The sequence below is a fragment of the Streptomyces lusitanus genome (assembly GCF_042647945.1).
GTDB classification, from domain to species: Bacteria; Actinomycetota; Actinomycetes; order Streptomycetales; family Streptomycetaceae; genus Streptomyces; species Streptomyces pseudogriseolus.
Genome location: NZ_JBHRWL010000011.1, coordinates 298646 through 324267, shown reverse-complemented (window position 1 = coordinate 324267; position 25622 = coordinate 298646). Strand labels below are relative to the sequence as shown.

Annotated in this window: 26 protein-coding genes and 1 pseudogene; 10 read left to right on the top strand and 17 right to left on the bottom strand. The window is 73.7% G+C overall.

Features of this window, described 5'->3' with window-relative positions; all coding sequences use genetic code 11:
• Positions 1-81: 81 nt before the first annotated feature.
• The 5 genes and pseudogenes from ACFOSY_RS19435 (at position 82) to ACFOSY_RS19415 (ending at position 4146) form a co-directional block, all read left to right on the top strand.
• The gene (locus ACFOSY_RS19435; protein ID WP_394308508.1) at positions 82-1110 is read left to right on the top strand and encodes a heme/hemin ABC transporter substrate-binding protein; all 1029 of its coding nucleotides are present in this window, start codon (positions 82-84) and stop codon (positions 1108-1110) included.
• A gap of 5 nt (positions 1111-1115) precedes the next feature.
• The gene (locus tag ACFOSY_RS19430) at positions 1116-2204 is read left to right on the top strand and encodes a FecCD family ABC transporter permease (protein WP_394308975.1); all 1089 of its coding nucleotides are present in this window, start codon (positions 1116-1118) and stop codon (positions 2202-2204) included.
• Entirely contained in the window at positions 2201-3037 is an 837-nt protein-coding gene (locus ACFOSY_RS19425) for a heme ABC transporter ATP-binding protein (RefSeq protein WP_394308506.1), read from the top strand. The genes ACFOSY_RS19430 and ACFOSY_RS19425 overlap by 4 nt, the downstream gene beginning before the upstream one ends.
• A gap of 4 nt (positions 3038-3041) precedes the next feature.
• Positions 3042-3164 (top strand): annotated as a pseudogene (locus tag ACFOSY_RS19420) (iron transporter); the annotation flags it as partial.
• Entirely contained in the window at positions 3139-4146 is a 1008-nt protein-coding gene (locus ACFOSY_RS19415) for a hypothetical protein (RefSeq protein WP_394308504.1), read from the top strand. The pseudogene ACFOSY_RS19420 and the gene ACFOSY_RS19415, both read left to right, overlap by 26 nt.
• Positions 4147-4186: 40 nt before the next feature.
• Here ACFOSY_RS19415 and ACFOSY_RS19410 read toward each other — a convergent pair whose 3' ends face one another.
• Positions 4187-4921, bottom strand: a complete 735-nt coding sequence (locus ACFOSY_RS19410) for a bifunctional DNA primase/polymerase (RefSeq protein WP_394308502.1) — start codon at positions 4919-4921, stop codon at positions 4187-4189.
• Between the two features lie 217 nt (positions 4922-5138).
• Between ACFOSY_RS19410 and ACFOSY_RS19405 the strand changes: the two genes are divergently transcribed.
• On the top strand, positions 5139-6020 hold the full coding sequence (locus ACFOSY_RS19405) for a glycerophosphodiester phosphodiesterase (protein WP_394308500.1): 882 nt from the start codon (positions 5139-5141) through the stop codon (positions 6018-6020).
• Between the two features lie 56 nt (positions 6021-6076).
• Here ACFOSY_RS19405 and ACFOSY_RS19400 read toward each other — a convergent pair whose 3' ends face one another.
• Complete coding sequence (locus ACFOSY_RS19400; protein ID WP_394308498.1) at positions 6077-6697, bottom strand: TetR/AcrR family transcriptional regulator; 621 nt, start codon at positions 6695-6697, stop codon at positions 6077-6079.
• 103 nt (positions 6698-6800) lie between these two features.
• Between ACFOSY_RS19400 and ACFOSY_RS19395 the strand changes: the two genes are divergently transcribed.
• Entirely contained in the window at positions 6801-7001 is a 201-nt protein-coding gene (locus ACFOSY_RS19395) for a DUF6243 family protein (protein WP_394308495.1), read from the top strand.
• A gap of 19 nt (positions 7002-7020) precedes the next feature.
• Here the strand turns inward: ACFOSY_RS19395 and ACFOSY_RS19390 are convergent, their stop codons facing one another.
• The 3 genes from ACFOSY_RS19390 to ACFOSY_RS19380 all read right to left on the bottom strand — a co-directional run bounded on the left by ACFOSY_RS19390 (position 7021) and on the right by ACFOSY_RS19380 (position 11116).
• Complete coding sequence (locus tag ACFOSY_RS19390; protein ID WP_394308493.1) at positions 7021-8022, bottom strand: small ribosomal subunit Rsm22 family protein; 1002 nt, start codon at positions 8020-8022, stop codon at positions 7021-7023.
• Positions 8023-8588: 566 nt separating this feature from the next.
• Entirely contained in the window at positions 8589-9758 is a 1170-nt protein-coding gene (locus tag ACFOSY_RS19385) for a serine hydrolase domain-containing protein (protein ID WP_394308491.1), read from the bottom strand.
• Positions 9719-11116 carry a multidrug effflux MFS transporter gene (locus ACFOSY_RS19380; protein WP_394308489.1) on the bottom strand — a complete coding sequence of 466 codons (1398 nt, stop codon included), beginning with the start codon at positions 11114-11116 and terminating at the stop codon, positions 9719-9721. The genes ACFOSY_RS19385 and ACFOSY_RS19380 overlap by 40 nt, the downstream gene beginning before the upstream one ends.
• A gap of 138 nt (positions 11117-11254) precedes the next feature.
• Here ACFOSY_RS19380 and ACFOSY_RS19375 point away from each other — a divergent pair, with 138 nt between their 5' ends.
• Entirely contained in the window at positions 11255-12304 is a 1050-nt protein-coding gene (locus tag ACFOSY_RS19375; protein ID WP_394308487.1) for a Gfo/Idh/MocA family protein, read from the top strand.
• 43 nt (positions 12305-12347) lie between these two features.
• Here the strand turns inward: ACFOSY_RS19375 and ACFOSY_RS19370 are convergent, their stop codons facing one another.
• Positions 12348-14012 carry an alkaline phosphatase D family protein gene (locus ACFOSY_RS19370; protein ID WP_394308485.1) on the bottom strand — a complete coding sequence of 555 codons (1665 nt, stop codon included), beginning with the start codon at positions 14010-14012 and terminating at the stop codon, positions 12348-12350.
• A gap of 137 nt (positions 14013-14149) precedes the next feature.
• Here ACFOSY_RS19370 and ACFOSY_RS19365 point away from each other — a divergent pair, with 137 nt between their 5' ends.
• A complete protein-coding gene (locus ACFOSY_RS19365) occupies positions 14150-14926 on the top strand; it encodes an SDR family oxidoreductase (RefSeq protein WP_394308483.1) in 777 nt (258 codons plus the stop codon).
• 249 nt (positions 14927-15175) lie between these two features.
• Here ACFOSY_RS19365 and ACFOSY_RS19360 read toward each other — a convergent pair whose 3' ends face one another.
• From ACFOSY_RS19360 to ACFOSY_RS19335, 6 genes are all read right to left on the bottom strand, one after another.
• Positions 15176-16162, bottom strand: coding sequence for an aldo/keto reductase (locus tag ACFOSY_RS19360; RefSeq protein ID WP_394308476.1), 987 nt, complete (start codon positions 16160-16162; stop codon positions 15176-15178).
• Positions 16163-16236: 74 nt separating this feature from the next.
• Positions 16237-16755: a hypothetical protein gene (locus tag ACFOSY_RS19355; protein ID WP_394308474.1), complete on the bottom strand. Its 519-nt coding sequence runs from the start codon at positions 16753-16755 to the stop codon at positions 16237-16239.
• Complete coding sequence (locus ACFOSY_RS19350) at positions 16748-17128, bottom strand: hypothetical protein (protein ID WP_394308472.1); 381 nt, start codon at positions 17126-17128, stop codon at positions 16748-16750. Before ACFOSY_RS19350 ends, ACFOSY_RS19355 begins: the two co-directional genes overlap by 8 nt.
• 424 nt (positions 17129-17552) lie before the next feature.
• The gene (locus tag ACFOSY_RS19345; RefSeq protein WP_394308470.1) at positions 17553-18284 is read right to left on the bottom strand and encodes a DUF7873 family protein; all 732 of its coding nucleotides are present in this window, start codon (positions 18282-18284) and stop codon (positions 17553-17555) included.
• A gap of 89 nt (positions 18285-18373) precedes the next feature.
• On the bottom strand, positions 18374-18859 hold the full coding sequence (locus tag ACFOSY_RS19340; RefSeq protein WP_394308468.1) for a hypothetical protein: 486 nt from the start codon (positions 18857-18859) through the stop codon (positions 18374-18376).
• Positions 18856-19188, bottom strand: coding sequence for a plasmid mobilization protein (locus ACFOSY_RS19335; protein WP_394308467.1), 333 nt, complete (start codon positions 19186-19188; stop codon positions 18856-18858). The genes ACFOSY_RS19340 and ACFOSY_RS19335 overlap by 4 nt, the downstream gene beginning before the upstream one ends.
• A 188-nt stretch (positions 19189-19376) precedes the next feature.
• Between ACFOSY_RS19335 and ACFOSY_RS19330 the strand changes: the two genes are divergently transcribed.
• Positions 19377-20603 (top strand): cytochrome P450, encoded by a 1227-nt coding sequence (locus ACFOSY_RS19330; RefSeq protein ID WP_394308465.1) that lies wholly within the window; start codon positions 19377-19379, stop codon positions 20601-20603.
• Positions 20604-20714: 111 nt separating this feature from the next.
• On the opposite strand, the gene ACFOSY_RS19325 is transcribed toward ACFOSY_RS19330, so the two are convergent.
• The 5 genes from ACFOSY_RS19325 to ACFOSY_RS19305 all read right to left on the bottom strand — a co-directional run bounded on the left by ACFOSY_RS19325 (position 20715) and on the right by ACFOSY_RS19305 (position 25460).
• The gene (locus tag ACFOSY_RS19325; protein ID WP_394308972.1) at positions 20715-21905 is read right to left on the bottom strand and encodes a cytochrome P450; all 1191 of its coding nucleotides are present in this window, start codon (positions 21903-21905) and stop codon (positions 20715-20717) included.
• 86 nt (positions 21906-21991) lie between these two features.
• Positions 21992-22609, bottom strand: coding sequence for a GTP-binding protein (locus tag ACFOSY_RS19320; RefSeq protein WP_394308463.1), 618 nt, complete (start codon positions 22607-22609; stop codon positions 21992-21994).
• Positions 22590-22949 (bottom strand): DUF742 domain-containing protein, encoded by a 360-nt coding sequence (locus ACFOSY_RS19315; RefSeq protein ID WP_394308460.1) that lies wholly within the window; start codon positions 22947-22949, stop codon positions 22590-22592. Before ACFOSY_RS19315 ends, ACFOSY_RS19320 begins: the two co-directional genes overlap by 20 nt.
• On the bottom strand, positions 22946-23368 hold the full coding sequence (locus tag ACFOSY_RS19310) for a roadblock/LC7 domain-containing protein (protein ID WP_394308969.1): 423 nt from the start codon (positions 23366-23368) through the stop codon (positions 22946-22948). The genes ACFOSY_RS19315 and ACFOSY_RS19310 overlap by 4 nt, the downstream gene beginning before the upstream one ends.
• Before the next feature lie 139 nt (positions 23369-23507).
• Complete coding sequence (locus tag ACFOSY_RS19305; protein WP_394308458.1) at positions 23508-25460, bottom strand: sensor histidine kinase; 1953 nt, start codon at positions 25458-25460, stop codon at positions 23508-23510.
• Between the last annotated feature and the right edge of the window lie 162 nt (positions 25461-25622).

Sequence of the window (25622 nt, the reverse complement as noted above, 5' to 3'; positions counted from 1 at the left end):
GCCGGTAGCGAACGAAGGTAAGGCTAACCTAAGCTGCACCTCGGTCACCATCCACCACGGCCGGAAGGAACGGACGGAACCGTGCGACGCTTGCGCACCGAACTGGCGGGAGCACTGCTGTCGTTGCTCGCCCTCCTCCTCACCACCACCGCGTGCCAGGGCTCCTCCGACGCGGCCTCCCCCTCCCCCGCGGACGCCTCCGCCCGGACGGCCGACCGCGTCGAACCCCTCGGCTCGACCCCCCGGCCGCGGCTCCCGGTGACCGTCCGCTCCGCCGACGGGCGGGAGGTGACGGTCGAGCGGGCGGAGCGGATCGTCCCGCTGTCCGGGGGCCTGAGCGAGATCGTGTTCACCCTGGGCCTCGGCGACCGGGTCGTCGCGCGCGACGTCACCGCCACCTTCGCGCAGGCGGCAGACCTGCCGGTCGTCACCCGGGGCCACGACGTCTCCGCCGAGGGCGTGCTGTCCCTGCGCCCCGACCTGGTGCTCGCCGAGTCCACCACCGGCCCCGCCGAGGCCATGGACCAGATCCGGGCGGCCGGCGTCCCCGTCCTCGTCGTCGAGGGCGCCACCGGACTCGACGACGTGGGCCCACGCATCGAGTCCGTCGCCGAGGCGCTCGGTGTGCCGTCGGCGGGAGCGGAACTGACCCGGAGAACGGAGGAACGCATCGCCGCCGTCGCCGAGTCGGTGCCGGCGCAGAAGGAGAAGCCGCGGGTCGCCTTCCTGTACCTGCGCGGCACCGCCTCCGTGTACCTCATCGGCGGCAAGGGCTCCGGCGCCACCTCGCTGATCGAGGCGGCAGGGGCGGTGGACGCGGGCGCCGAGTCGGGCATGGAGAAGGCGTTCACCGCCCTCACCAGCGAGGCCCTGGCCGAGGCGGCCCCCGACGCGCTGCTCGTGATGACGAAGGGGCTGGAGTCGGTCGGCGGCGTCGACGGGCTGGTGCGGATCCCCGGCGTCGCGCAGACCCCGGCCGGGATGGACCGGCGGATCGTCTCCGTCGAGGACGGCGTGCTGCTCAACTACGGCCCGCGCACCGACCAGGTGCTCGCCTCCGTGGTGGATCAGCTCTACGGCGACGGCGACGGCGACGGCGGTGCGCGGTGAGCGTCCTGGCCAAGCCCCCTTCCGGCACCACGGACCCGCGCCGCCCGGCCGACGCGCCCGCCCGGCGCCGCGGCGTGCCCTGGCTGCTGACGGCGGGTCTGATCGCCGCCCTCGCCGTGCTCGTGCCGGTGGCGGCCCACACCGGCGCCTATCCCGTGCCCGTCGGTGACGTGCTCGCCTCCGTGCTGCACCGGACGGGCCTGGGCGGCACGGAGCTGGACCGGGTCGCCGAGTCGGTGCTGTGGAACGTGCGCTTCCCGCGGATCGTGCTGGCCCTGCTCGTGGGGGCGTCGCTGGGCTGCGCGGGCGCGCTGATGCAGGGCGTGTTCGGCAACCCGCTCGCCGAGCCCGGCGTCATCGGCGTCTCCTCCGGCGCGGCGGTCGGCGCGGTGGCCGCCATCGCGCTGGGGCTGAACTTCGCCGGCAACTGGACCGTCCCGCTCCTCGCGTTCGTCTCCGGCCTCGCCACCGTGCTGCTCGTGTACGCGATGTCCCGGTCGGGCGGGCGCACCGAGGTGGTGACGCTGATCCTCACCGGTATCGCGGTGAACGCCTTCGCGGGCGCGCTGATCGGGCTGTTCCTGTTCTTCGCGGACACCGCCGCCGTCAACCAGATCACCTTCTGGCAGCTCGGTTCGCTGTCCCAGGCGACCTGGGCGAAGGTGCTGGCGGTGCTGCCGTGCGCGGTGCTCGGGCTGGCCGTCGCGCCCCGGTACGCCCGCCGCCTGGACCTGCTGGCGCTGGGCGAGCGGCCCGCCCGTCACCTGGGCGTGGACGTGGAGCGGCTGCGCATCGTGCTGGTGCTGGTGATCGCGCTGCTGACCGCGGCCGCGGTGAGCGTGTCGGGCATCATCGGCTTCGTCGGTCTGGTCGTCCCGCATCTGCTGCGGATGGCGGCCGGACCCGGGCACCGCTTCCTGCTGCCGGGCAGCGCGCTGCTGGGCGCGCTGGTGCTGCTGGCGGCGGACCTGGCGGCCCGTACGGTCGCCGAGCCGGCCGAACTGCCCCTCGGTGTGCTCACGGCGCTGCTCGGCAGCCCGTTCTTCTTCTGGCTGCTGCGCTGCACCCGGCGCAGGCAGGGAGGCTGGGCATGAGGTCTCTTGCGGTCCTTCGCGCGCGCCGCCGTCCCCTTCCTCCGCCGGCCGCCGCGCCCGGTGACGTCCTCGCCGAGGCCGAGGGCGTGTCCGTGCGGCTCGGCGACCGCCAGGTGCTCACGGACGTGCACGTCCGTGTGCGGGCCGGTGAGGTGCTGGCGCTGGTCGGCCCCAACGGGGCGGGGAAGTCAACCCTGTTGAGCGTCCTGGCCGCCGATCTGCCGCCCGCCTCGGGCGCCGTACGCATCCACGGGCGGGTCGCCGCGGAGTGGTCCGCGCCCGAACTCGCCCTGCGCCGGGCCGTCCTGCCCCAGTCGGCCACGCTGTCCTTCCCGTTCACGGTGGCGGACGTGGTGCGGATGGGCAGGGCGCCCTGGACCGGCGCGCGGCCCGAGGAGGACGAGGCGGCCGTCGCCGAGGCGATGGCCGCGACGGAGGTGACGGCGTTCGCGGCGCGTCCGTTCTCCGCGCTGAGCGGCGGGGAACGCGCGCGGGCGGCGCTCGCCCGGGTCCTCGCCCAGCGCGCGCCGCTGCTGATGCTCGACGAGCCGACGGCCGCGCTCGACCTGCGCCACCAGGAACTGGTGCTGCGACTGTGCCGGGAGCGGGCGCGGGCCGGTGACGCGGTGGTCGTGGTCCTCCACGACCTGGGTCTCGCCGCCGCCTACGCCCACCGGGTCGCGGTCCTCAGGGCGGGCCGCGTCGAGGCGGACGGGCCTCCCGAGGACGTCTTCACGGAGTCCCTGCTGACGAGGGTCTACGACCAGCCGGTCGAGGTGCTGCCCCACCCGCGCGGCGGGACGGTGCTGGTGCTTCCCGTCAGGGAACCGTGAGGCTCAGGTCACGGTGTGGCCGCTGTGGACGGTCCCCGCGTCCGGCGGTGCGGGCGTCCCGGTAGGGTTCGCCTCCGGGAAGGGGAAGGTGAAGCAACCGGATGAGCAGGGATCTCGGTCTTCGTAGGCTCCACGGACTCCGCGGGCCCCGCGGGCCTCGCCGGACCGCGCTGATCGCGGCCTCCATGACCGCGCTGTCGCTGACGGCGAGCGGCTGTGTGGTGGTGCACGGCGAGCGCGAGGTGCTCCCGGCGACCACACGCGCCGAAGCGGCGAAGGCGCTCGAGGAGTTCACCGCCGCGTACAACAAGGCCGACAAGGCGTACGACTCCTCCCTGGACGCCGACCGCACCACCGGCGCGCTCGCCGACATCGACAGCGCGCGGCTCAAGGCGGGCAAGGTCAACCACCCGGACGGCAACCCGGGTCACGCGCCGCTGAAGCTGACCGACGCGAAGTTCACCATCCCCGCCAAGGCGGGCTGGCCGCGCTGGTTCCTCGCCGACGCGGCCGCCAACAAGGGCGGTGACGTCCGCTGGCTGCTGGTGTTCACCCGCGACGCGCTGGACGACCCGTTCGAGGTGGCGTATCTGACGCTGGTCTCCCCGGACGACATACCGAAGTTCAAGACGGACAAGGACGGCTGGGCCGAGGCCGTCCCCGCGAACTCCTCCGATGTCGCGGTCGCGCCGGGCGAGTTGAGCCAGAAGTACGCCACGTATCTGAAGGACGGCGGTGCCGGTTTCGCGGACGGCCCGCACACCAGCGCCTGGCGGGACTCGCGGAAGCAGAAGTCGGTGCGGCCGGGGCTCGCCACGCAGTACATCGACGAGCCGATGGTGAACGGCGACTACGCGCCGCTGGCGTTGCGCACGGCGGACGGCGGGGCGCTGGTGTTCTACACGACGCGGCACTTCGAGAAGCAGACGGCGGCGGCCGGGGCGACGGTGCCGACGCCGAACGAGGACGTGCTGGCGCTGACCAGCGGGGAGATACGCCAGTCGCTGACGATGGAGTTCGTCTCCAACGAGGTGGCGCTGGATCCGGCGGACGGTCCGGTCCAGGTGCTGGGGCGGATCCAGGGGCTGACGTCCGCGAAGGGCGAGTAGCGGCGGCGGACCGTCGGCGCGGGAGCGGTGAGCGCGGCGGTCAGTGGTGGAGGGGCCAGGCGGCCCCGGTGGGGTCGGGCCGGCCCTCCGCGTACCGGGCGCAGGCGTCCGTGAGGTACTCCAGCAGGCTCAGCGGGTCGGGCAGCGGGTGCTCGAGGCCGCGTACCCAGCGGACCGACGGGTCGTCGTCGCCGGGGAGGCGGGCCGGGGGGACGAGGACGTAGGAGCCCCGGCAGTGCCAGCGCAGTCCGGGATGCTCGTCCATGGTCTCCGGGTGGCAGTCCAGCTCGCAGGGCCACCACTCGTCCTCGTCCTCGGGGGTGCCGCGGGTGAGGGTGAAGAACAGCATGCGGCCGTCGTCGCTCTCGGCGACCGGGCCGACCTCGACCCCGGCCCCGAGGAGCCGGTCCAGTGCCTCGCGGCCCGCGTCGAGGGGGACGTCCAGGACGTCGTGGACCATGCCGGTCGCGGTGATGAAGTTGGCCTGCGGCTGGTGGCGGGCCCAGCGCTCGATCTGGCCGCGGTCGGTGGTCGACTGGGTCTGCCAGGCGAAGGACACCGGGTGCCGGGCGGGGGTGGGACAGCCCACGCGGTCACAGGAACAGCGGTAGCCGGCGGGGTGCGCCGCGGGCGCGAGCGGCAGTCCCGCTTCGACGGCGGCGAGCAGCAGGGCCTCACGGCCGCCGTCGCCGGCGGCCTGCTTCGGGCGGCGTCCTCGCAGCCACTGGGAGAGTTTGCCCTGCCGGCCGCTCGGGCCGCCGAACTCCGCGCTCATCTATCCCCTCGCCTCGCCGTCGTGCGCTCCAGCATGCCCTATGGTCCCACGATCGTGCGCATCGGGGGCCCGGAGCGAGTAATCACCGCAGGTGGGGCGAGGGTGATACGACAGGGCGCAAGCTGACCGGTGGGGCGAAGGGGACATCTACGGGGGCGCGGCGGAACGGGGTGTCATTGCACGGCCCGCGCTGACGGGCCCGCCTACCGTGGGCGGCATGGTCATGTGGATCGCGTCGTCGGCGCCGGCCGCCCTGGTGTCCGTGGTGTCCCTGGCCGCGCTGACGCTCACCGGGCACGGCGGCTCTCCCCCGCTGGAGTGGGGTGACGGGCCGCTGACGGTGGACTCGCTGCCCCGGGTGACGTACGTCGCGCACCGCGGCGGGGCGCGGGAGGTGCCGGAGAACAGCATGTCGGGGCTGATGGCGGCGTACCGGCGCGGCACGGCGCAGGTGCTGGACTTCGACACCCGGGTGCTGCGGGACGGCACGCCGGTGGTCTTCCACGACGCGACCCTGAACCGCACGACCTTCCTGGGCGGTGAGGTGCGGAAGCTGGACGCGGAGGAGTGGAAGGGGGTGCGGCTGCGTCCGCGCGACCGGCTGCCGGGGAGCTGGCGGTCGGAGCGGCCGCCGACGGTCGCGGAGGTGCTGGACCGGCTGGGCGGGCGGATCCTGCTGATGCTGGAGCTGAAGGACCCGGCCGGGCTGGACCGGGTGGCCGGGATGATCCGGGCGCGGGGGCTGACCCGGTCGGTGTTCGTCAACACCAACGACCCCCGGGTGGCGCTGCGGGTGCACCGGCTGGGCCTGCTGACCCAGCTGTGGCGCTCGGCCGGCCAGATGCGCACCGACCGGCCGGAGCGGTGGCGCTCCTTCGTCGACCTGCTGGACGTCGACATCCGCGCCCGGGACGCGGACATCGGGCGGGCGGTGCGGTCGGGGATCGGGCGGGTGTGGGCGCACACCGTCCTCACCCCGGCCCAGCGCGACCGGGCCCTGGCGCTCGGCTGCGACGGCGTCCTCACGGACGCGCCGGGACGGCTGGCGCGGTACCGGGCGCGGGTGCCGGGGCCGGTCAGCTCGGTGACGGGACGCTGAGCGGGGCCCGGTGAACGGGGCCCGGTGAGCGGGGCCCAGGGACAGCGGGTTCCGGGTCAGCGGGGTGCGAGGCCGTGGAGCGCGTAGTCGACGAGGGTGTCGGTGTACTCGTAGGTGATCGGACCGGTGTGCTGGAGCCAGCGCTGGGCGAGCGGGGAGACGAACAGCTCCAGGGCGATGCGCGGGTCGACGTCGGGGCGGACCCCCCCGGCCTCCTGCGCGGCGCGCAGCCGGTCGACGTAGAGCTGGAGCTGGGGTTCGAGGAGCTGGGCGACGAAGCGGCGGCCGAGCTCCTCGTTGACGAGGCCCTCGGCGGCCAGGGCGCGGGAGGGCGCCTCGAAGGCGGGGTCGTGCAGCTCGTCGACGGTGGCGCGCAGGACGTACTTGAGGTCGGCGGCGAGGTCCCCGCTGTCCGGGATGCTGTACGGCACCTGTCCGGCGGCCTCGGCGGCCTGGTTGCTCAGGTCCAGGAACGCGTCGAGCAGCACGTCCGCCTTCGACGACCACCAGCGGTAGATCGTCTGCTTGCCGACGCCGGCGCGGGAGGCGATCCCCTCGATGGTGGTCTTCGGGTACCCCACCTCGGCGACGAGGGCGAGGGCTGCGTCGTAGATGGCACGACGGGACCGCTCGCTGCGGCGCGAGGTGTCGGGGGCGGACGACTGGTTCTGGGCCATGGCCCCAATTTATCAGGTTGACAAGACGCAGCGTCTCGCCGGATGCTGGAGAAGTAGGCGAGACGAACCGTCTCGTACCGTTGTTGGTGGAAGGGAGCCCCTCATGACCCGAGGCGGAGGAAACATGCTGGGCGTCGGCGGCACCCGGCAGCACCTGGGCCGCAAGGCCCTGCGCGGCGGGGGCCCCGCCGGCCGCATCGGCGGCGGCACGGACCCCCAGGCCCAGAAACGCGCGCTGCTGCGCACGCTCCAGGAACAGCGCGAGACCCGCCGGGAGGGCGACGCGGAGAAGGAGAACGGCTAGCGCCTGCGTGTCCTGGCGGTCAGTCCCGCACGGACGGCGGCGGCCACGGGTCGCCCCAGTCCGTGTCGCGGGCGGCGCGGTAGAGGACGCCGTGGCGTTTGGTGACCGTGGCGCGGTGCAGGGCCGGGTCCGTCTCGCAGAGGTCGAGAAGGACCTGGCCCTTACGGATCTGGGGCTTGCGGACGACGCGGGCGGGGGCCGGGGTGACCGGTTGCCGGGTCGCGGCGACGTAGCTGAACTTCTCGTCCTCGTAGGGGAGGGTGCCGCCCTTGATCTGGCGGTGCAGCGAGGAGCGGCTGACCCGGGCCGAGAAGTGGCACCAGTCGGTGCCGGGCACGATGGGGCAGGCCGCGCTGTGCGGGCAGGGGGCGGCCACGTGGAAGCCGGCGGCGATCAGCCGGTCGCGGGCCTCGATCATGCGGGCGTAGCCGTCGGGGGTGCCGGGCTCCACGATCACCACGGCCTGCGCGGCGCCGGCGGCGGCGTCGACGAGGGCGGCGCGGTCGGCGGCGGTGAGTTCGTTGAGCACGTAGGAGACGGTGACGAGGTCGGCCGGCTCCAGGGTGAGCGCGGATCCGATCCGGGCGCGCTCCCAGCGGGCGGCGCGCAGGGCGGGGTGACCGGCGGCCAGCTCACGGCCGAGGTCCAGCGCGGGCGCGGCCCAGTCCAGCACGGTCACCGGACGCTCCCCGTCCCAGGTCGCGCTCACCGCCCACGCCGCCGCGCCGGTGCCGCCGCCCACGTCGACATGGCTCCCGGGCGCCCACCCGGGCACGGCATCGGCGAAGGCACGCAGCGCCGCGTGCACCGCCTCGAAGGTGGCGGGCATGCGGTAGGCGGCATACGCGGCAACGTCGGCGCGGTCGCGCAGGATGGGGGCGTCGGTGGGGGTGGCACCCCGGTAGTGGGCGATCAGCCGCTCGACGGCCTGACCGGCCTGCCGCGCGGGAACCCCGTCCAGCAGCTCACCGAGGGCGGCACGCAGGGAGTCGGCGGTGTGGAGGGGGGCGGGGGCGTTCACCCGGCGATTCTAGTGCCCGCGGCGGGGGCGAGCGTCTTGTGGGGAGGGGGCGCTGGCCCCCTGGGAGGCGCACCCTGCCGGGGGCGCTGGCTCCGTGGGACGGGCACCCCGCCGGGAGCCACGTTTCGTGCGCGAACGTGGGCGCGGACCCGCGGCTCCACCACGGACGGGGCGCGCAGAGACGCGGGCCTGCGACTCAGCCGCGAGCACCGGGCCGCCCGGGCCCTCGAACCGCGCGGGCGCGGACCTGCGGGTCCACTGCGGCCGAAGGCGCGCGCGGGAACACGGCCTGCGGCTCAGCCGCGAGCGCCTGACCCCCGGCGACCCGACCCACGCGGGCGGGCAGCGTGCTCGCGCGAACGCGGGCGCGGACCCGCGGCTCCACCGCGGCCGAAGGCGCGCGGGGCGCGGGTCGGCCGTAGGGCGGCTCGGACGAGGTGTGCGTCGCGCGGCCCCCGGCGACCAGCGACCGTCACCGGGGCGTCGCCCCGCGTCTCCCCCGTGCGGGACGCCGAAGCGGCGGGACGGTCTCGTCGGCGGGGGGCCGCCCTCGCAGGCGAGCCCCCTCAGCTCCCGCGTACCGCCCGCGCCACCCGTGTCGCCGCCTCCGCCCTCGGGGTGCTGTCGGGGCGGACGGGGCGGCGGGGGTGGACCGTGTTGGCCAGGAGGACCACGAAGGTGTCCGTCGCTCGGTCGAGGATCAGCGACGTCCCGGTGAAGCCGCAGTGGCCCGCGGCGCCGTGGCCCGACAGGGCGCCCATGAAGTAGGGACGGTCGACGGCGAAGCCGAGGCCCGGGGGGCGCAGCATCAGGTCCACGTGGTCCTGGCCGAGGACGCGGGCCGGGCCGTACGCGCCGCCCGCCAGCAGGGTGCGGCAGAAAACCGCCAGGTCGCCCGCCGTGGAGAAGAGGCCGGCGTGGCCGGCGACCCCGCCCAGCGCCCAGGCGTTCTCGTCGTGCACCTCGCCCCGCAGCATCCCCCGGTCCGCCTTGGCCCAGGGCCGCCGCTGGTCCTCGGTCGCCGCGGCCGACGGACACGGCCCGAACCCGGTCGCGTCCATGCCGAGCGGCCGGGTGATGCCGTCGCGCACCAGGACGTCGAGAGCGCGCCCGGTGAGGCGCTCCAGGAGGTGCTGGAGCAACAGCATGTTCAGGTCGGAGTAGCAGTACGTGCCGGGCGCGGCGGCCGGCCGTTCCGCGCGCAGCAGTGCCAGGCGTTCCGCGTCGTCGGCGCAGTCGTACAGGGGCAGTTCGGGGCGCAGCCCGGAGGTGTGGGTGAGGAGCTGGCGCACGGTGATGCCGTGCCGTACGGCGGCCGTGAAGTCCGGCAGGTACGTGCCGACGCGCGCGTCGAGTTCCAGCGTGCCGCGCTCGATCTGCTGCACGGCGGCCACCGAGGTGAACAGCTTGGTGACGGAGGCGAGGTCGAACGGGGTGTCCACGGTCACCGGCACCCGCCGCTCCGGCGGCAGTTCGACGGGCGCGTCCGCGTGCTCGTCGTAGCCGGAGTACCGCACCGCCCAGCCCGCCGCCTCCTCGACGGCGATCACCGGTCCGCGTCCGGCGACCACCACCGTGCCCGCCGCCCAGGGCCGTGGCCCCTCGGTGCGGGCGCGGACCTCCTGGACCAGGCGGCGCAGCTCCCCGGCGTCCAGCCCGGCCCGTTCCGGGGTGCCCCGGCGCAGTCGCGGGGTGCTCAGACGCCCCCGCCCTTCACGCTCGTCCCGCTCTTCCACGGGCGGCACATTCCCAGGAAGCAGGCCGTCGCCACCAGGGCGGAGGCCAGCTGGACGACGGCCATCGGGACGGCGGTGTCCTCCCCCGCGATGCCGACCAGAGGGGTGACCACGGCGGCGACGAGGAAGGACGTGGTGCCGAGCAGGGCGGAGGCGGAGCCGGCGGAGTGCTTGGTGCGCAGCAGGGCGAGGGTCTGGGTGTTGGGCATGGTGATGCCCATCGCGGACATCAGCACGAACAGCGCGACGGCCACGGGCGCCAGCCCGGTCTCGCCGAACACGCCCAGCGACAACAGCAGCAGCACCGTCGCCGCGACGAGCACGACGGCCAGTCCCACGCCGAGCACCCGGTCCAGCCGGACCCGTCCGACGAGCACCTTGCCGTTGACCTGCCCCATCACCATCAGTCCGACGGAGTTGACCGCGAACAGCAGGCTGAAGGTCTGCGGGGAGGCGCCGTAGATCTCCTGGATGACGAACGGGGACGCCGACACGTAGGCGAAGAGGGAGGCGAAGGCGAAGCCGCCGGCCAGGGTGTAGCCGGTGAAGACCCGGTCGGCGAGCAGCCGGCGCATCGCGCCGAGGGTCTCGCCCACTCCCCCGTCGTGCCGGTCGGCCGGCGCGAGCGTCTCCGGGAGTTTCACCCACACCACGGCGCCCAGCAGCACCCCGATGACGGCGAGGACGACGAACACGCCGCGCCAGTCGGTCACCCGCAGGATCTGCCCGCCGACGACCGGCGCCAGGATCGGCGCGAGCCCGGAGATCAGCATGAGGGTGGAGAAGAAGCGGGCCATGGCCACGCCGTCGTACAGGTCGCGGGCGACCGCGCGGGCGATGACGATGGCGGCCGCGCCCGCGAGGCCCTGGGCCAGCCGGAAGGCGACGAGGAGCTCCACGGTGGGGGCGAGAGCACACAGCACGGTGGCGACGACGTACACCGCGAGACCGGCCAGCAGCGGCCGGCGGCGGCCCCAGCGGTCGCTCATCGGCCCGACGACCAGCTGCCCGAACGCCATGCCGGCCAGGCAGGCGGTGAGGGTGAGCTGGACGGTGGCGGCGGGCGCGTGCAGGGAGCGGGTGACCTCGGGGAGGGCGGGAAGGTACATGTCCATCGCCAGCGGCGGCGTCGCGGTCAGCCCGCCCAGCAGCAGCGTGACCAGCAGGCTCGCCCGCCGGCCGGGGACCGCGCGCCGGGCCGCGCCTGCCGTACCGCCTCTCGCCCCCGCCGTGCCGCCCGGTGCCGTGTCCGGCTTCCCGCCGCCGCTGGGGTCCGGGGTCCCCGCCGGTGCCCCCGCCGCCCCCGCGTCGGCCGTCCCGGCCGACGGCTTCGATATGGACGCCCCACCCTCGGGCATGTGCCCCTCCCTTTTCATGCCATCGGCTCCCTATGCTCTCAGCTCGTACGGAGTGCTCGGCGTCGACGACGATGTCATGGGAGCGCTTCCATGGACCTCGTCGACGATACGGCGAACGACACGATCAGGGTGGGACGGATGACAGAGCAGAAGGTGCGCTGGGGAATCCTGGCGACCGGCGGCATGGCCGCGACGTTCACGGCGGACCTGGTGGACATGCCCGACGCCGAGGTCGTCGCGGTGGCGTCCCGCTCGGCGGAGTCGGCCAAGACCTTCGCCGACCGGTTCGGCATCCCGCGCGCCTACGGCGACTGGGAGACGCTCGCGGCGGACGAGAACCTCGACGTGGTCTACGTCGCCACACCGCACGCGGCGCACCGCGCGGCGGCCGGGATGATGCTGGAGGCCGGTCACCACGTGCTGTGCGAGAAGCCGTTCACGCTCAACGCGCGCGAGGCGGCCGAGCTGGTCACGGCGGCGCGGGACGGCGGGCGCTTCCTGATGGAGGCCATGTGGATGTACTGCCACCCCATGGTGCGCCGCCTGAAGGCGCTGGTCGCCGACGGCGCGATCGGCGAAGTGCGTCATGTCCAGGCGGACTTCGGGCTCGCGGGCCCGTTCCCGGCCACGCACCGGCTGCGCGACCCCGCGCTCGGCGGCGGTGCGCTGCTGGACCTCGGGGTGTACCCGGTGTCGTTCGCCCAGCTGCTGCTCGGCGAGCCGGCGGACGTCGTGGCGCGGGCGACGCTCTCCGAGGAGGGCGTCGACCTCCAGACGGGGGCGCTGCTCTCCTGGGACGGCGGCGCCCTCGCCTCGGTGCACTGCTCCATCGTGGGCGGTACGGCCACCTCCGCGTCGGTGACCGGGTCCAAGGGGCGGATCGACGTGCCCGAGGGCTTCTTCTTCCCGGAGCGGTTCGTGCTGCACCGGGACGGGCGGGACGCCGAGGAGTTCGCCGCCGACCCGGCCGACGGCCCGCGCGGCAGCCTCAAGCACGAGGCGGCGGAGGTGATGCGGGCGCTGCGGGCCGGGGAGACGGAGTCGCCGGTGGTGCCGCTGGACGGCACCCTCGCCGTGATGCGGACGCTCGACGCGATCCGGGACCGCGTCGGCGTCCGCTACCCGGGTGAGGACGCGGACCCGGGCGAGGACGCCCGCCCGGACCGCGCGGCGGTCACGCGGGCTTGAGTCACCCGGGGAGTCACCCGGGTTCGAGTCACCCGGGCTCGAGTCACGCCGGCTTGAGCCCCGGGTCCCCCGCCTCCGTGACGAAGGAGGCGGCGGTGGTGAGCGGCGCGCCCTGCGTGGTGACGTGGGAGACCGTCTTGAAGTCGGCGCGCGCCTGCTCCCGGCCGAGCGTGACGGTCGTGTAGCCGCGCAGGCCGTTGTAGAACCGCATGTGCGGGTTGGCGGCCGTCATGGTGTCCCAGTTGGCGGGCTTCGCCGAGCCGTTGCCGCCGCTGGTGATCGAGGTCGTGACGATCTCGGTGCCCACGGTCTTCGAGCCGGGGTCGGAGAAGTCCCGCTTGATGTCGAAGCCGTAGTGGACGTGCACGTCGCCGGTGAGGACCATCAGGTTCTCCACACCGGCGGCCTGCGCGCCGGCCAGCACGCGCTGGCGGGAGGCCGGATAGCCGTCCCAGGAGTCCATGGAAACCTTGGCGGGCGGGGTGGTCCTGTCCAGCCGCTGGGAGAAGGTGACCTGCTGCGGCACGACGTTCCACACCGCGTCGGAGCGGCGCCAGCCGTCGGTCAGCCAGCGCTCCTGGGCGGCGCCGGTGAGGGTGCGCGAGGGGTCCTCGGACTCCGCGCCGGGGTACTGCCAGCCGTCGCCGTAGGCCTGGTTGGAGCGGTACTGCCGGGTGTCGAGCACGTCGAACTGGGCCAGCCGGCCCCAGTGCAGCCGCCGGTACAACTTCAGGTCGGGGCCCTCGGGGAGCTGAGGCCGGCGCAGCGGCATGTTCTCCCAGTAGGCGCGGTAGGCGGCGGCCCGGCGCAGCAGGAACTCCTCCGGCGGGACGCTGTTCTCGGGGGTGTCGTCGGCGTAGTTGTTCTCGGTCTCGTGGTCGTCCCAGGTGACGACGAAGGGGTGCGCGGCGTGCGCCGCCCTGAGGTCGGGGTCGGACTTGTAGAGGGCGTACCGCAGCCGGTAGTCCTCCAGCGTGACGGTCTCCCGGTTGAACAGGCCGGAGGGCAGGGTGCCGGCCGGGTAGGCGCGGGAGCCGGCGGCGTCGTTCACGGCGTACTCGTAGAGGTAGTCGCCGAGGTGGAAGACGACGTCGAGGTCCTCCTGCGCGAGGTGCCGGTAGGCGGTGTAGTAGCCCTGGTCGTAGCGCTGGCAGGAGACGACGCCGAAGGTGAGGCCGGCGGCGCGGCTGCGGGCGGCGGGCGCGGTGCGGGTGCGGCCGGCGGGGCTGGTGAAGCGGCCCGCGCGGAAGCGGTAGTGGTAGACGCGGCCGGGGGCGAGCCCGCCGGCCTCGACGTGCACGGTGTGGTGGAACTCGGGGTGCGCGGTGGCCTTGCCGCGTCTGACGACGCTGCGGAAGCGGGCGTCGAGGGCGATCTCCCACTCGACGGTGACGCGGCGCGCGGGCAGTCCGCCGTCGGCCTGGTACGGGACGGGCGCGAGGCGGGTCCACAGGAGCACCGAGTCGGGGTGCGGGTCGCCGGAGGCGACGCCGAGGGTGAAGGGGTCGTCGGTGAGCCGCGCGCCGTCCAGTTCGGCGGCGGCCGCGGTGCCCGCGCCGGGCACGCCGACGGCGAAGGCGAGCGCGGCGGCGGCTCCGGTGGCGGTCAGGAAGCGGCGGCGGCCGATGTGACGGGCGGCGGCGCGGAGTTCGGGCGCGTGGGACGGGCGCGCTCCGGATGTCGTCGGGTCCTGCGGGTCCTGCGTCATCGGTCCTCCCCTGGCGGACATGTGGGTGCGGGAGGAATTGCACCGGCCGGGAACGACGGGGCATTGACGCGTACACAGCATCCGGATGACGGTCGCATGAGGTCCGCATGGCGAACCCTCCCGTACGCTGCGGGCCCATGAACGCCAAGGAAACGGACGGACGGACCGGGCGGACCGGGGTCGCGGTGGTCACCGGGGCGGGCTCCGGGATCGGACGCGCGGTGACCCGTGAACTGCTGCGCGGGGGATGGTCGGTGGCGCTGGCGGGGCGCAGGTCGGAGACGCTGGAGGAGACGGCGGAGGAGGCCGGCGGGGAGACCCTGATCGTGCCGACGGACGTGTCACAACCGGCGGACGTGGAGGCACTGTTCGCGGCGACGGTCGAACGCTTCGGCCGGGTGGACCTGCTGTTCAACAACGCCGGTACGTCGGGGCCCGGCGGGGTGCCGGTGGAGGAGCTGCCCTACGAGGCGTGGCGGCACGTGGTGGACACCAACCTCAACGGGGCGTTCCTGTGCGCGCAGGCCGCGTACCGGCAGATGAAGGGGCAGACCCCGCAGGGCGGCCGGATCATCAACAACGGCTCGGTCTCCGCGCACGTCCCGCGCCCCCGCTCGGTCGCCTACACGGCCACCAAGCACGCGCTGACCGGCCTGACCAAGTCCCTCGCGCTGGACGGGCGTCCGTACCGGATCGCGGTGGGCCAGATCGACATCGGCAACGCGGCGACGGAGATGACGGAGCGGATGCGGGCCGGAGTGCTCCAGGCCAACGGGGAGATCGCGCCGGAGCCGGTGATGGACGTCGCGGACGTGGCGCGCACGGTGCGGCACATGGCGGAGCTGCCGCTGGAGGCGAACGTGCAGTTCGCGACGGTGCTGGCGACGGGGATGCCGTACGTGGGGCGGGGCTGAGGCGTTCCTGCCCTGCCGGCGTGCCGCGATCCCCACAATCGGAATTGACGCATCCGACCCATTGCGGCCGGTGATGGATCTATGCTCAACTCGTCTCCACCAAAGCTTCACAGTTGAGGCAGCGGCCTTCCGTCGAGCCACATCCAGGGGGGAGGCGGCAGCCGTTCCACATCGCCGGCTGGGGGTGGGCCCGCGCGGGACCGCGGGTGCACACCGGCGGGTGGAACGGCTGCCGCACCGTTCTGTGGGCTATCGCCGAAGGATGCGCTCCACCTCCGCCAACTCCCCGTCGGTCAGCGGGCCCTTGTCGAGCGCACCGGCGTTCTCCTCGGCCTGCGCGACGGACCGGAACCCGGGGATGGGCACCGTGCGCGGACTGCGCGCCCACAGCCAGGCCAGGGCGCCCTGGGCGAGGGTGCGGCCGCCGCCGGTGAGGATGTCACGGAGCGCGTCGACGCGGGCCAGCCACGCGGGGTCGGCGCCGCTGCCGTCGCCGAACCCGCGCAGCCAGGCAGGCGGGCGGCTGCGGATGTCACCGGTCTCCAGCGGCCGGCCGCCGCGGTGCTTGCCGGTCAGCAGACCCATGGCGAGGGGGCTGCGGTTGACGGACGCGAGGCCCGCCTTCTCGCAGAGCAGCAGCATCTCGGGGGCGTCGTCGAGGACGTTGAGCGCGTGCTGCACGGCGGCGCAGTGCGGCCCTTCGGCGAAGACGGCGGCGCGGGCGGGATCGTCGGTGCTCCAGGCGTACGCCCGGATCAGCCCCTCGGCGACCAGCTCCTCGCAGGCGTCGCGCAGCCGGGCGGCCCGGTCGGGGTCGGCGTCGGCGAGGTGCAGCTGGTAGAGGTCGACGTGGTCGGTGCCGAGCCGGCGCAGGGAGGCGGTCAGGGCACGGCGGAGGTGCTCCGGGGAGTCGTCGGCGCCGGTGAGGGTGCGGGTGTCCGCATCGAAGAGGTTGCCCCACTTGGTGGCGACGACGACCTCGTCCCGCCGCGAGCCGAGCGCCCTGCCCAGGATCAGCTCGCTGTGCCCGGCGCCGTAGACGTCGGCGGTGTCGAAGAAGGTGACACCGAGATCGAGCGCCCGCCGGACCGCCCGCACGGACTCCTCGTCGTCGACCTTCCCCCACCCGAGCGGCTGCCCGCCCCGGTCCTGCCACTCCCCGCCGATGGCCCAGCACCCGAACCCGAGCGCGCTGACCTGGATACCACTGCGTCCCAGTGTGCGTGTGAACTCCATGCCGGGGACGGTAGGAGTTGGAGCGCGCGCGAGGGCAAGGGGGGGTGTGGACGACGGCCCGGTGCGGGCGCGTGTCATGGGGCCGCCGTCCGCTCCACGGGCAGGTCCGCGTCGCACAGGGCGCACACGTAGGTCTGCTCCCTCACAACGTTCCAGCCCTCGCAGCGCGGGCAGCACCGGAAGACGATCGCGTGTGTGAATCCGGTGCCGTGCGCGATCCCGGCGCGGTCGAGGCTTCGGGCGACGGCGGCCCAGGACTCCAGGTCGGGGCAGTACCCGGTGGACTGATTGCTGACGTACTCCGCGGACCACCGCGCGCCGCTGCGCCGGAACCCGATCTCCCCCGCACCGAGCACCGCCTCCCCACCGGCACAGGCGACGTGCTCCGAGCGCCGAGGCGCGAGCAGCAGCCGCCCGGCGGTGTCGACGACGTAGGTGAACGGTTCCGCGACTTCGGACGCCGGCCGCTGTGAGAGGAAACGCTCGAGATCGCCGATGTCGAGAACGGTCGCCCCACCGACGGAGGTCACCCCCTGCCGCAATTCCGTCGGCCCCACGTAGACATAGGCGGCGGAACGCGAGACGTCACTCATGCGCCCTCACCGCCCGCTCGACGGTCGCGGGGATCACTTCCACATCGACCGTCACCGCGAAGCCGTACGCGTCGTCGCAGAGGATCAGCTCCACCATCGGCGGGACCAGGCGTCGGTACCAGACGGCGAAACGGACCGCGAGGTGCAGGGGGCCTTCGAGATAGAGGCATGTGCCGTCCACGTGCGAGCGCCCTTCGAGGCGGTGGCCCGCCTCCTCGTACTGCCAGGTCACGTCCCGTACGTCGCGTCCGGGGGTGTCGTCGCCGCTCATGGAGACGTTCGCCCCGGGCCAGTCCGTACGGAGGGCGCCTGCCAGTACGCTCCGGTCGACGGCGTGGCCGCCCTTCCCCTCGAACGCGGCGAGATACGTCACGGGCCCACCCTCTCGCGGAGCGGAAACGTGGCGAAGCCCGGGAGTCGTATCCAGCTCCCGGGCCCCTGGGGATGCCACCCAATTCGCACGCCGGCGGCGATTGAGGACGGATCAGTCGTCAGGCCGTCGTGTTCTTCCTTTGAACTACCGCGCCGTGCAAGAGGCGCAGGCGAGAGTCGAACTCGCATCCGACGGCGTTCGTCCGTCCCCGGTCGCCCGGCGATCGGCGGCGATGCTGAGACTGGAGCGAGAGTCTGAGATTGACGACGGCCGCCTTTGCGGCGGACCGCCTCTTCAGGCTGAACTTCAGTGTCAGCTTGCGCTCCTGGCGCGAACCGGTCCTCACCCGGCCCGCGCCCTGTGGCGCACCCCCGCGCTCGCACGCGGGGGCGATCGTGGTTGCCACCTGTGGCCGCGCCGCGCGTCAGCCGAACAGGTAGCCGAACACCGCGTCGCCGACCCGCTGGTCGGTGACCTCGGTGCCGTTGGCCTCCTCGCGGGCGAACTTCACGGCCTGCTGGAGCTTCTCGACGCGCTCCAGCAGCTCGTTCACCCGCCGCGCGGGGAGGGCGCCGGAGAACTTCACGGTGGTCCAGTAACCGATCGGCACGTCCTCGTAGTACACCTCGACCTGCGCCGGGTGCTTCTCCGTGGCCTCCGCCTTGACGTGGTTGCGCGGCACCTTCTTCGTACGGATGGTGCGCACCGCGTCGGTCTTCCACCAGTCCGTGGACGGGTCGAGCGACCAGGACTCCGCGGCGTCCAGCGTCGGCAGCTTCTTGACGAAGCCGTGCAGTTCGGCGAGCTGCTTCTCGAGGAAGAGCAGATAGCTGACGGGGACGTCGGCGACGACCGTCCGCCCGTCGACCGTGACGTCCGCGCGGGCCAGGCAGTTCGCCCAGTCCTTCGTCGCGGTGACGTCGAACAGCCGCGTCAGCGAGGCGGACACCTCGCGCAGCACGTCCTCGGCCTGCACCTGCACCCGCGTGGACTCGGGCGGCAGCTGCTCGCCCTCCTCGTCCTTCGGCTGGTACGTGCGCGAGATGCCGGCCAGCAGCGCCGGCTTCTGCACCTTGGCGTGCGCGGCGTTGATGTCCTGGAGCGACTTGCTCTTGACACCCTTCTCGACCGCGATGATCTGGTTCAGCTTGGTCACGGGCTCCCCCTTCGAACAGCGAGGAGCCTGTCAGACGGGGGTGACCGGCGCACACCATTTTCCTGGCTCGGCTCGCGTGGCTCAACGCGTCAGACCGCGACCACATGCACGTCCGCCGGCGCCAGGACGGCCAGGTAGGCATGGATGTCCCCCGGGTCGGTGGTGAAGATCACCGCGCTGCCGTGCCGGGCCGCGGCAAGTGCGACCCAGACGTCCACCGCGTCCGGCCGCTTCTTCGGCGGCAGTGCCGCCCCGCCCAGAGCGGTGCCGATGCGCCGCCAGTCCGCGAGGTCCGGACCCGTCGTACAGGCCAGGCACTCCGGGCGGCCCGCCCTGGTCTCGCGCATCGGCGGCTCGGACGTACGCGCCTGCGGGACGGTGCAGTCCTTCAGCACCCCGGACAGGGCATGCACGAGCGCCGGCTGGGGGCGCCACACCTGGGCGAGGACCGGTCCGAGCACCAGCGCCCGGTGCGGGACCGTGCGCAGTCCCTCGTGCAGCGCGACCGCCTTGGCCTTGCGGTCGGCGAGGGCGATGAGCATCCCGGTGTCGTAGACCGGCACCCGTGCGTTCATGCCGCGTGACCCGGGCGGCGGCCTGCCCGGTCCCGGCCGTGAACGAGTCCCAGGGCCTCCTCGACCTCACGGCGCTCCTGCTCCGTCAGCTCCGCGGCGGGTTCGCCCGCGTCGCGCTCACCGGGAAGCCCGTCCGCCGCCTGCTCCGCCCGGGCGATGAGCGCGTCCACCTCGGCGAACTGTTCCTCTATGGCGTCACTTTCCGCCATCTGGCGCGTGGCGGCGTGCACCAGGTACGCCGAGACGTCCATGCCCGCCCGTTCCGCGTGCTGCCTGATGCGTTCGGCCTGGTCCTGGTCCAGGCTGATGCTGATCCGAGCCTTTGCCATAGAGGCATCGTAATACGCGTATGACGACCGCGCGAGTGCCGACGCCCGTGAGCGGCCCCCAGCGTCGGCAAGGGGCGATTTTCGGCCGGTTCATGGTTCGAGCAGATCCGGCCACCGGGCGCTCTGTCGCTACTGACGGTTGATCAATAACCTTGTGCGGTACATGAATCACGATCACAGGGAGCCCCATGTCCACCGCCCAGCAGGTGCCCGACATCCTCTCGCCCGAGTTCGCCGCCGACCCCTACCCGGCCTACCGCGTGATGCGCGAGTCCGCGCCCCTCATCTGGCACGAGGCGACCAAGAGCTACATCGTGTCGCGCTACGAGGACGTCGAGCGCGTCTTCAAGGACAAGGCCGGCGAGTTCACCACCGACAACTACGCCTGGCAGATCGAGCCCGTGCACGGCAAGACGATCCTCCAGCTCAGCGGGCGTGAGCACGCCGTGCGGCGCGCCCTGGTCGCGCCCGCGTTCCGCGGCAAGGAACTGGAGCAGAAGTTCCTGCCGGTCATCGAGCGCAACTCCCGTGAACTGATCGACGCCTTCCGCCACAAGGGCTCCGCCGACCTGGTCGACGACTACGCGACCCGTTTCCCGGTCAACGTCATCGCCGACATGCTGGGCCTGGACAAGGCCGACCACCCTCGCTTCCACCGCTGGTACACCGCCGTCATCGCCTTCCTCGGCAACCTGTCGGGCGACCCCGAGGTGGCGGCGGCCGGTGAGCGGACCCGGGTGGAGTTCGCCGAGTACATGCTGCCGATCATCCGCGACCGCCGGGAGAACCCGGGCGACGACCTGCTGTCCGCGCTGTGCAGCGCCGAGGTCGACGGCGTACGGATGAGCGACGAGGACGTCAAGGCGTTCTGCAGCCTGCTGCTGGCCGCCGGCGGCGAGACCACCGACAAGGCCATCGCCGGCATCTTCGCGAACCTGCTCGCCCACCCCGACCAGCTCGCCGCCGTCCGCGCCGACCGCTCGCTGATACCGCGCGCCTTCGCGGAGACCCTGCGGTACACCCCGCCGGTCCACATGATCATGCGGCAGTCCGCGACGGAGGTCACCGTCACCGGCGGCACCATACCCCCGGGCGCCACCGTCACCTGCCTGATAGGCGCCGCCAACCGGGACGAGCGGCGGTACGCCGACCCGGACCGGTTCGACATCTTCCGTGAGGACCTCACCACCACCACGGCCTTCTCCGCCGCCGCCGACCACCTCGCCTTCGCGCTCGGCCGGCACTTCTGCGTCGGCGCGCTGCTGGCCAAGGCCGAGGTGGAGACCGGCATGAACCAGCTGCTCGACGCCATGCCGGACGTCCGGCTCGCCGACGGGTTCCGGACGGCCGAGGAAGGCGTCTTCACCCGCGGCGTGCAGAGCCTCCCGGTCCGGTTCACGCCGGTCCAGGGCTGACCCGCGCCGCTCACCGTCGTACGCGCCGCCCCCGCCCCGGCCGGGTCCGCCGCACCGGCCCGCCCGCGGGGGCAGCGCCCCTGAGCACCCCTCACGTACCGCCGTGGGGCGCTACTGCACCACCGGCGTGAACTGCACCGGCAGTTCCATCAGGCCCCGCATCCAGATCGACGGACGCCACACCAGTTCCTCCGGCTCGACGGCCAGCACCAGGTCCGGCAGCCGCTCCAGCAGCGTCTCGACCGCCGTGCGCGCCATCACGTCCGCCAGCAGCGGGGCCGGGTACGGGCAGCGGTGCTCGCCGTTGGAGAAGGACAGGTGCGCGGCGTTCTCCGCGCCGACATGCCCCTCGGGCCAGATCTGCGGGTCGGTGTTGGCCGCGGCGAGGCCCAGGACCAGGCAGTCGCCGGCCTTGATCTGCCGGCCGCCGAGCTGCACGTCCCGTACCGCCCAGCGCCCGATGAAGTTCTGCGTCGGCGTGTCCAGCCACAGCACCTCGTTGAGCGCCTCACCGACGCTGAGCCGGCCGCCCGAGACGTTCACGGCGAAGCGTTCGTCCGTCAGCAGCAGACGCAGCGTGTTGCAGATCCAGTTGGCGGTCGGCTGCTGGGCCGCCGCGATCACCGAGATGAGGTCCTGGACGACCTCCTCGTCCGTCAGCCCCGCCGGGTGCATCAGCATGCGCGAGGTGACGTCCGGGCCGGGCGCGGCCCGCTTCTCCTTCACCAGCTGCCGCAGCCGCTCGCCCACCCTGCCGTACGCGGCGACCGGGTCCTCGCCCTCGCCGGCGTCCAGGGAGATCCGCAGGTCGTCGACGAACCGGAGGGTGTCGTCGCCGGTGGACGGCATGCCGCACATCTGGACCACGGTGCGCATCAGCAGAACGTGCACGTAGTCGGTCATCAGCTCGGCCTGGCCGCTGCCGGCGAACCGGGCGATGAGATCGTCGGCGATCAGCAGGCACTCGTTGGAGAGCTCGAACTGGTCGACGCCCTCCAGCGCGTCGGTGATCACGCCGGCCCGCCGCCGGTGCTCGTCGCCCTCGGTGAACAGCACCGACGGCTGGTAGCCGACGAACGGCAGCAGCGGCCAGTCCGGCGGGATGTTCTCCCACTGGTTCCAGCGCCGGGAGTCCCGCGCGAACAGCTCGTCGTGGCTGGTCACATAGCTGACCTCGGTGTAGCCCAGCACCAGCCAGGCCGGGATGCCGCCGTCGAGCAGCACCGGCGCGACGGGGCCGTGGTCACGGCGCAGCATGCGGTAGAGCTTGGACGGCGTCTGCGGGTACTCCGCCCCGGTCATGCTCACCGCCCCGGCGTGCGCGGGGCACCCGGGGGGCGGCTCGGCGCCGGTGCGGGCCAGGGACGCGAAGGGGTCGGCCTGATCGGTCACAGTGTCGCCTCCTTGGCGGTGGCCAGGTCGTGGAGGTGGTTCACGAGGGTGATCAGCACGTCCTTGCCGGAGGCGCGGACCCGGGCGTCGCAGTCGACCATCGGCACGTGCGCGGGAAGGGCGAGCGCCTGGCGTATCTCCTCCAGGGAGTACCGGGCGCCGTCCTCGTCGAAGCGGTTGACGGCCACGACGAACGGCGTGCCGTGGTGCTCCAGCCGGTCGATGGCGTACCAGGAGTCGTCCATCCGGCGGGTGTCCACGAGGACCACGGCGCCGAGCGTGCCGGAGAACAGCCGGTCCCACAGGAACCAGAAGCGTTCCTGCCCGGGCGCGCCGAACAGGTACAGCACCATGCGGTCGTTGAGGCTGATCCGCCCGAAGTCGAAGGCGACGGTGGTCGTGGTCTTCGCCGCCACCCCGTCGGTCACGTCGACGCCCACGCCGGCCTGCGTCATCACCTCCTCGGTGTTCAGCGGCCGGATCTCGCTCACGGAGCGGACCAGGGTCGTCTTGCCCACGCCGAACCCGCCCACGACGACGATCTTCAGTCCCGTCTCCGCGGTGTCGCGGAGCGGTGTGCGGTGGGCGGGCAGCTCAGAGGTTGCGGAGTCCATGGAGCACCTCTTGGAGTAGGGCGGAATCGGGCAGGGAGGCGACGGACGCCGCCGCCCGCGGGTGGCGCGCGGTGATGCGCCCGGTGTCCAGCAGGTCCCCGAGCAGGATGCGTACGACCGTGACCGGCAGCCCGAGTTCTGCGGCGACCTCGACGACGGCGACGGGGTGTTCGCACAGGGCCAGGATCCGGGCGTGCTCCGACTGCATTCCCGGCGTCGGCGCGCTCTCGCTGACGATCAGGGTGACCAGGTCGAAGGCCTCGTGGGCGCGGCTGCGTCCACCGGTGACGGTGTAGAGCCGGTCCGGGTCGCCCGTGTCGACGGGTTTGCGGGGAGTCACGAGGTGCCGTTCCCCGCGGCCTCGGTTCGCGGTTCGGCCCGCAGGTGGTCGCCGATCTGCTCGACCAGCTCCATCATCTGGTGCCCGACCACGCCGGGGTCGGCCTCCTCCCCGGCGACGACGGCGAGGTGCGCGCCCTCGCCGGCCTCCACGATGAACAGCAGTCCGCCGTGGAACTCGGTCATGGACTGCCGTACGCCGCCGGTGCCGTCGCCGAACTCCATGGAGGCGCCCTGGGCGAGGGCCTGGATGCCGGAGCAGATGGCCGAGAGCTGGTCGGCGAGGTCGAGGGTCAGGTGCTCGCTCCAGCAGAGCTTGAGGCCGTCCCGGGAGAGGACCAGGGCGTGGCGTGCGCCGGGGGTCCGCTCCAGGAGCCCCTGCAGGAGCCAGTTGAGGCTGTTGTCGGTGGTCGTCTGCATGGTGGGTGTTGGGACGGTGGTGTCCGGCTGGCCGGTCACCGGCCCGTTCCTCCTATCTCACGTGCTCGAGCGGGAAGGGGCGCCGTCGCCCCGGACGCCGTACGGGGCCGGGGGCGGCGCCGTACGGGATGGGGTGGGACTAGGGAGCCGCGGGCGGCTGGGCGCCGTCGCCGTCGCTGTGGCCGGCCGCGCCGGTGAGGCCGCTTCCCGGGTTGCCGGTGAGGCCGTTGCCGGAGGTGCCGGTGACGCCGTTGCCGGACTGGCGGGCGCCGCGGTGGAAGGCGCCGAAGCGGGAGCCGGCGTCGCGTGCCCCGCGCCGTGCGGACCCCGTGTCGCCGGAGCGGGCGGCCGCCGACTGGCGCTGCTCGCGCTCGCGTTCCGCCTCGGCCATGGTGCGGCCGGGGGCGCGGACCGGGAGGCCGTTGGGGGTGGTGCCCTCGGGCTGCCGGTGCCGCCCCTGGCCGGGCACGGAGGGCAGGTCGGGACGCTCGGTGCGGGGGGCCGGGGGCTCCGGGGAGGCGGCGGGCGCGGCGGCCGCGGGGCGGACCTCGGCAGCGTTGTCACGCTCGCCGCCGAGGGCGCGGGCGGGCAGCGCGTCGGCGTCGCTCCGGGAACCGGCCGGGGCCGGCGCGTCCGCGCCCCGGGTGGGCAGCGGGGCCGCGGCGGACGGGGACGCGGCGGACGGGGACTGGGCGGGCACCCCGCGGGCGACGCCGCGGCCGGCCGTCTCGTGCGGGGACGGCTCGCGCTGCTGGGCGAGCAGGTGCAGGGGCAGCAGGACGACGACGCCGGTGCCGCCGCGGGAGGACGGGCGGTAGTTGACGCTGATGTCGTACTTCGAGGCGAGCCGGCCGACGACGGCCAGGCCGAGCCGGGTGCCCTGGAGCGAGGCGAGGTCGGTGACGCGGCCGGTGACGGACTCCTCGGCGCGCCGCATCGCCGCGTCGGCCATCTTCAGGCCGCTGTCCTCGATGGTGACGACGATGCCGGCGCTGCGGTCCTCGACGTAGACGTGCACCTCGTCGATGGGCGGGGAGAAGTTCGCCGCGTTGTCCATGAGTTCGGCGAGCAGGTGCATGACGCCCTCGGCGGCGAAGCCGGCGACCGCGCTGCGGGTGGAGCAGTGCAGGCGCACCCGCTGGTAGGCGGCGATGCGGCCGGCGGCGCCGCGCAGGATGCTCTCCATCACGATCGGCTTGTTCCAGGCACGGCTGGACCGGCCGCCCATGAGCAGCGCCAGCCGGTCGGTCATCAGGCCGAGCTGGGAGGTGCTGTGGTCGAGCTTCAGCAGGTCGCCGAACACCTCTTCGCCGTGTCGTTCCTGCATCTCGCGCAGGTCGGCGAGCATCTGGACGGCCTTGGCCTGGACCCGGCTGAGCGCCTTGGCGGAGGCGGCCTGGGCGGCGGCGGCGCGGCGCTCGCTGTAGGCGAGTTCGCGGATGAAGGTTTCCGCGGGGAGGCGCAGGGTGGGGTGCTGCGGCAGCTCGGTGGAGGCGAGCACGGTGTCGGCGGAGCGGCCCTCGCGGAGCCGGCCGATCGCGGCCGGCATCGTCTCGCGTACGAAGCGGTCGTGTTCGGCCGCGGCCTGGTCGAGTTCGTGCCGGATCGCGCGGTACTCGTCCTCGACGGCGATCACGCGCCGCACGTCATCCTCGACGGTGGCGGCGAAGGCGTGCGTGACGCGGGAGAGCTGCGGGTCGGACGGCGGGGGCACGGCGGCCAGCGCGTCGGCCGCGCTGATGCCCTCCCGCAGCCGTTCGGCCAGGTTGGGCAGGGTGGCTCCGGCCAGGTGGGAGATTTCCGCGGAGCGCCGGGCCGCCTCGGCGCGGAGGCGGCCGAGTTCCGCCTCCCGGTCGGCGGTGGTGGAGCGGGCCCGCTGGACGAGGCGGTGGTCGACGAGCACGGTGACGGCGACGCACGCCCATCCGGCCAGCACGACGGCCAGGGCCCAGGTGGTGGCGCCGGACGGCGCCAGGGCGAGTGCCGCACCACCGGCGGCGGCGGTCACCACCAGTACGGCCGCCCGTGCGGCGAACGAGGTGCGCGGCGCCCCCGCCGGCGGGTGCTGGCTGGGAGAAGCAGGCACTGGCATGGAGCGGTCCCTCGGTCGGTGAGAACAGGGGAAGGGGCGGCCGTAGGACGACGGCCGCGGGCCGGGAGGGGGATCGGCCGACAGAAGGCGATCTTCCGACCACGTACGGCTCATGCTAATCACCCCGATGGGTGCGGAAGCCCCGCTTGCTGAACAGCCCGT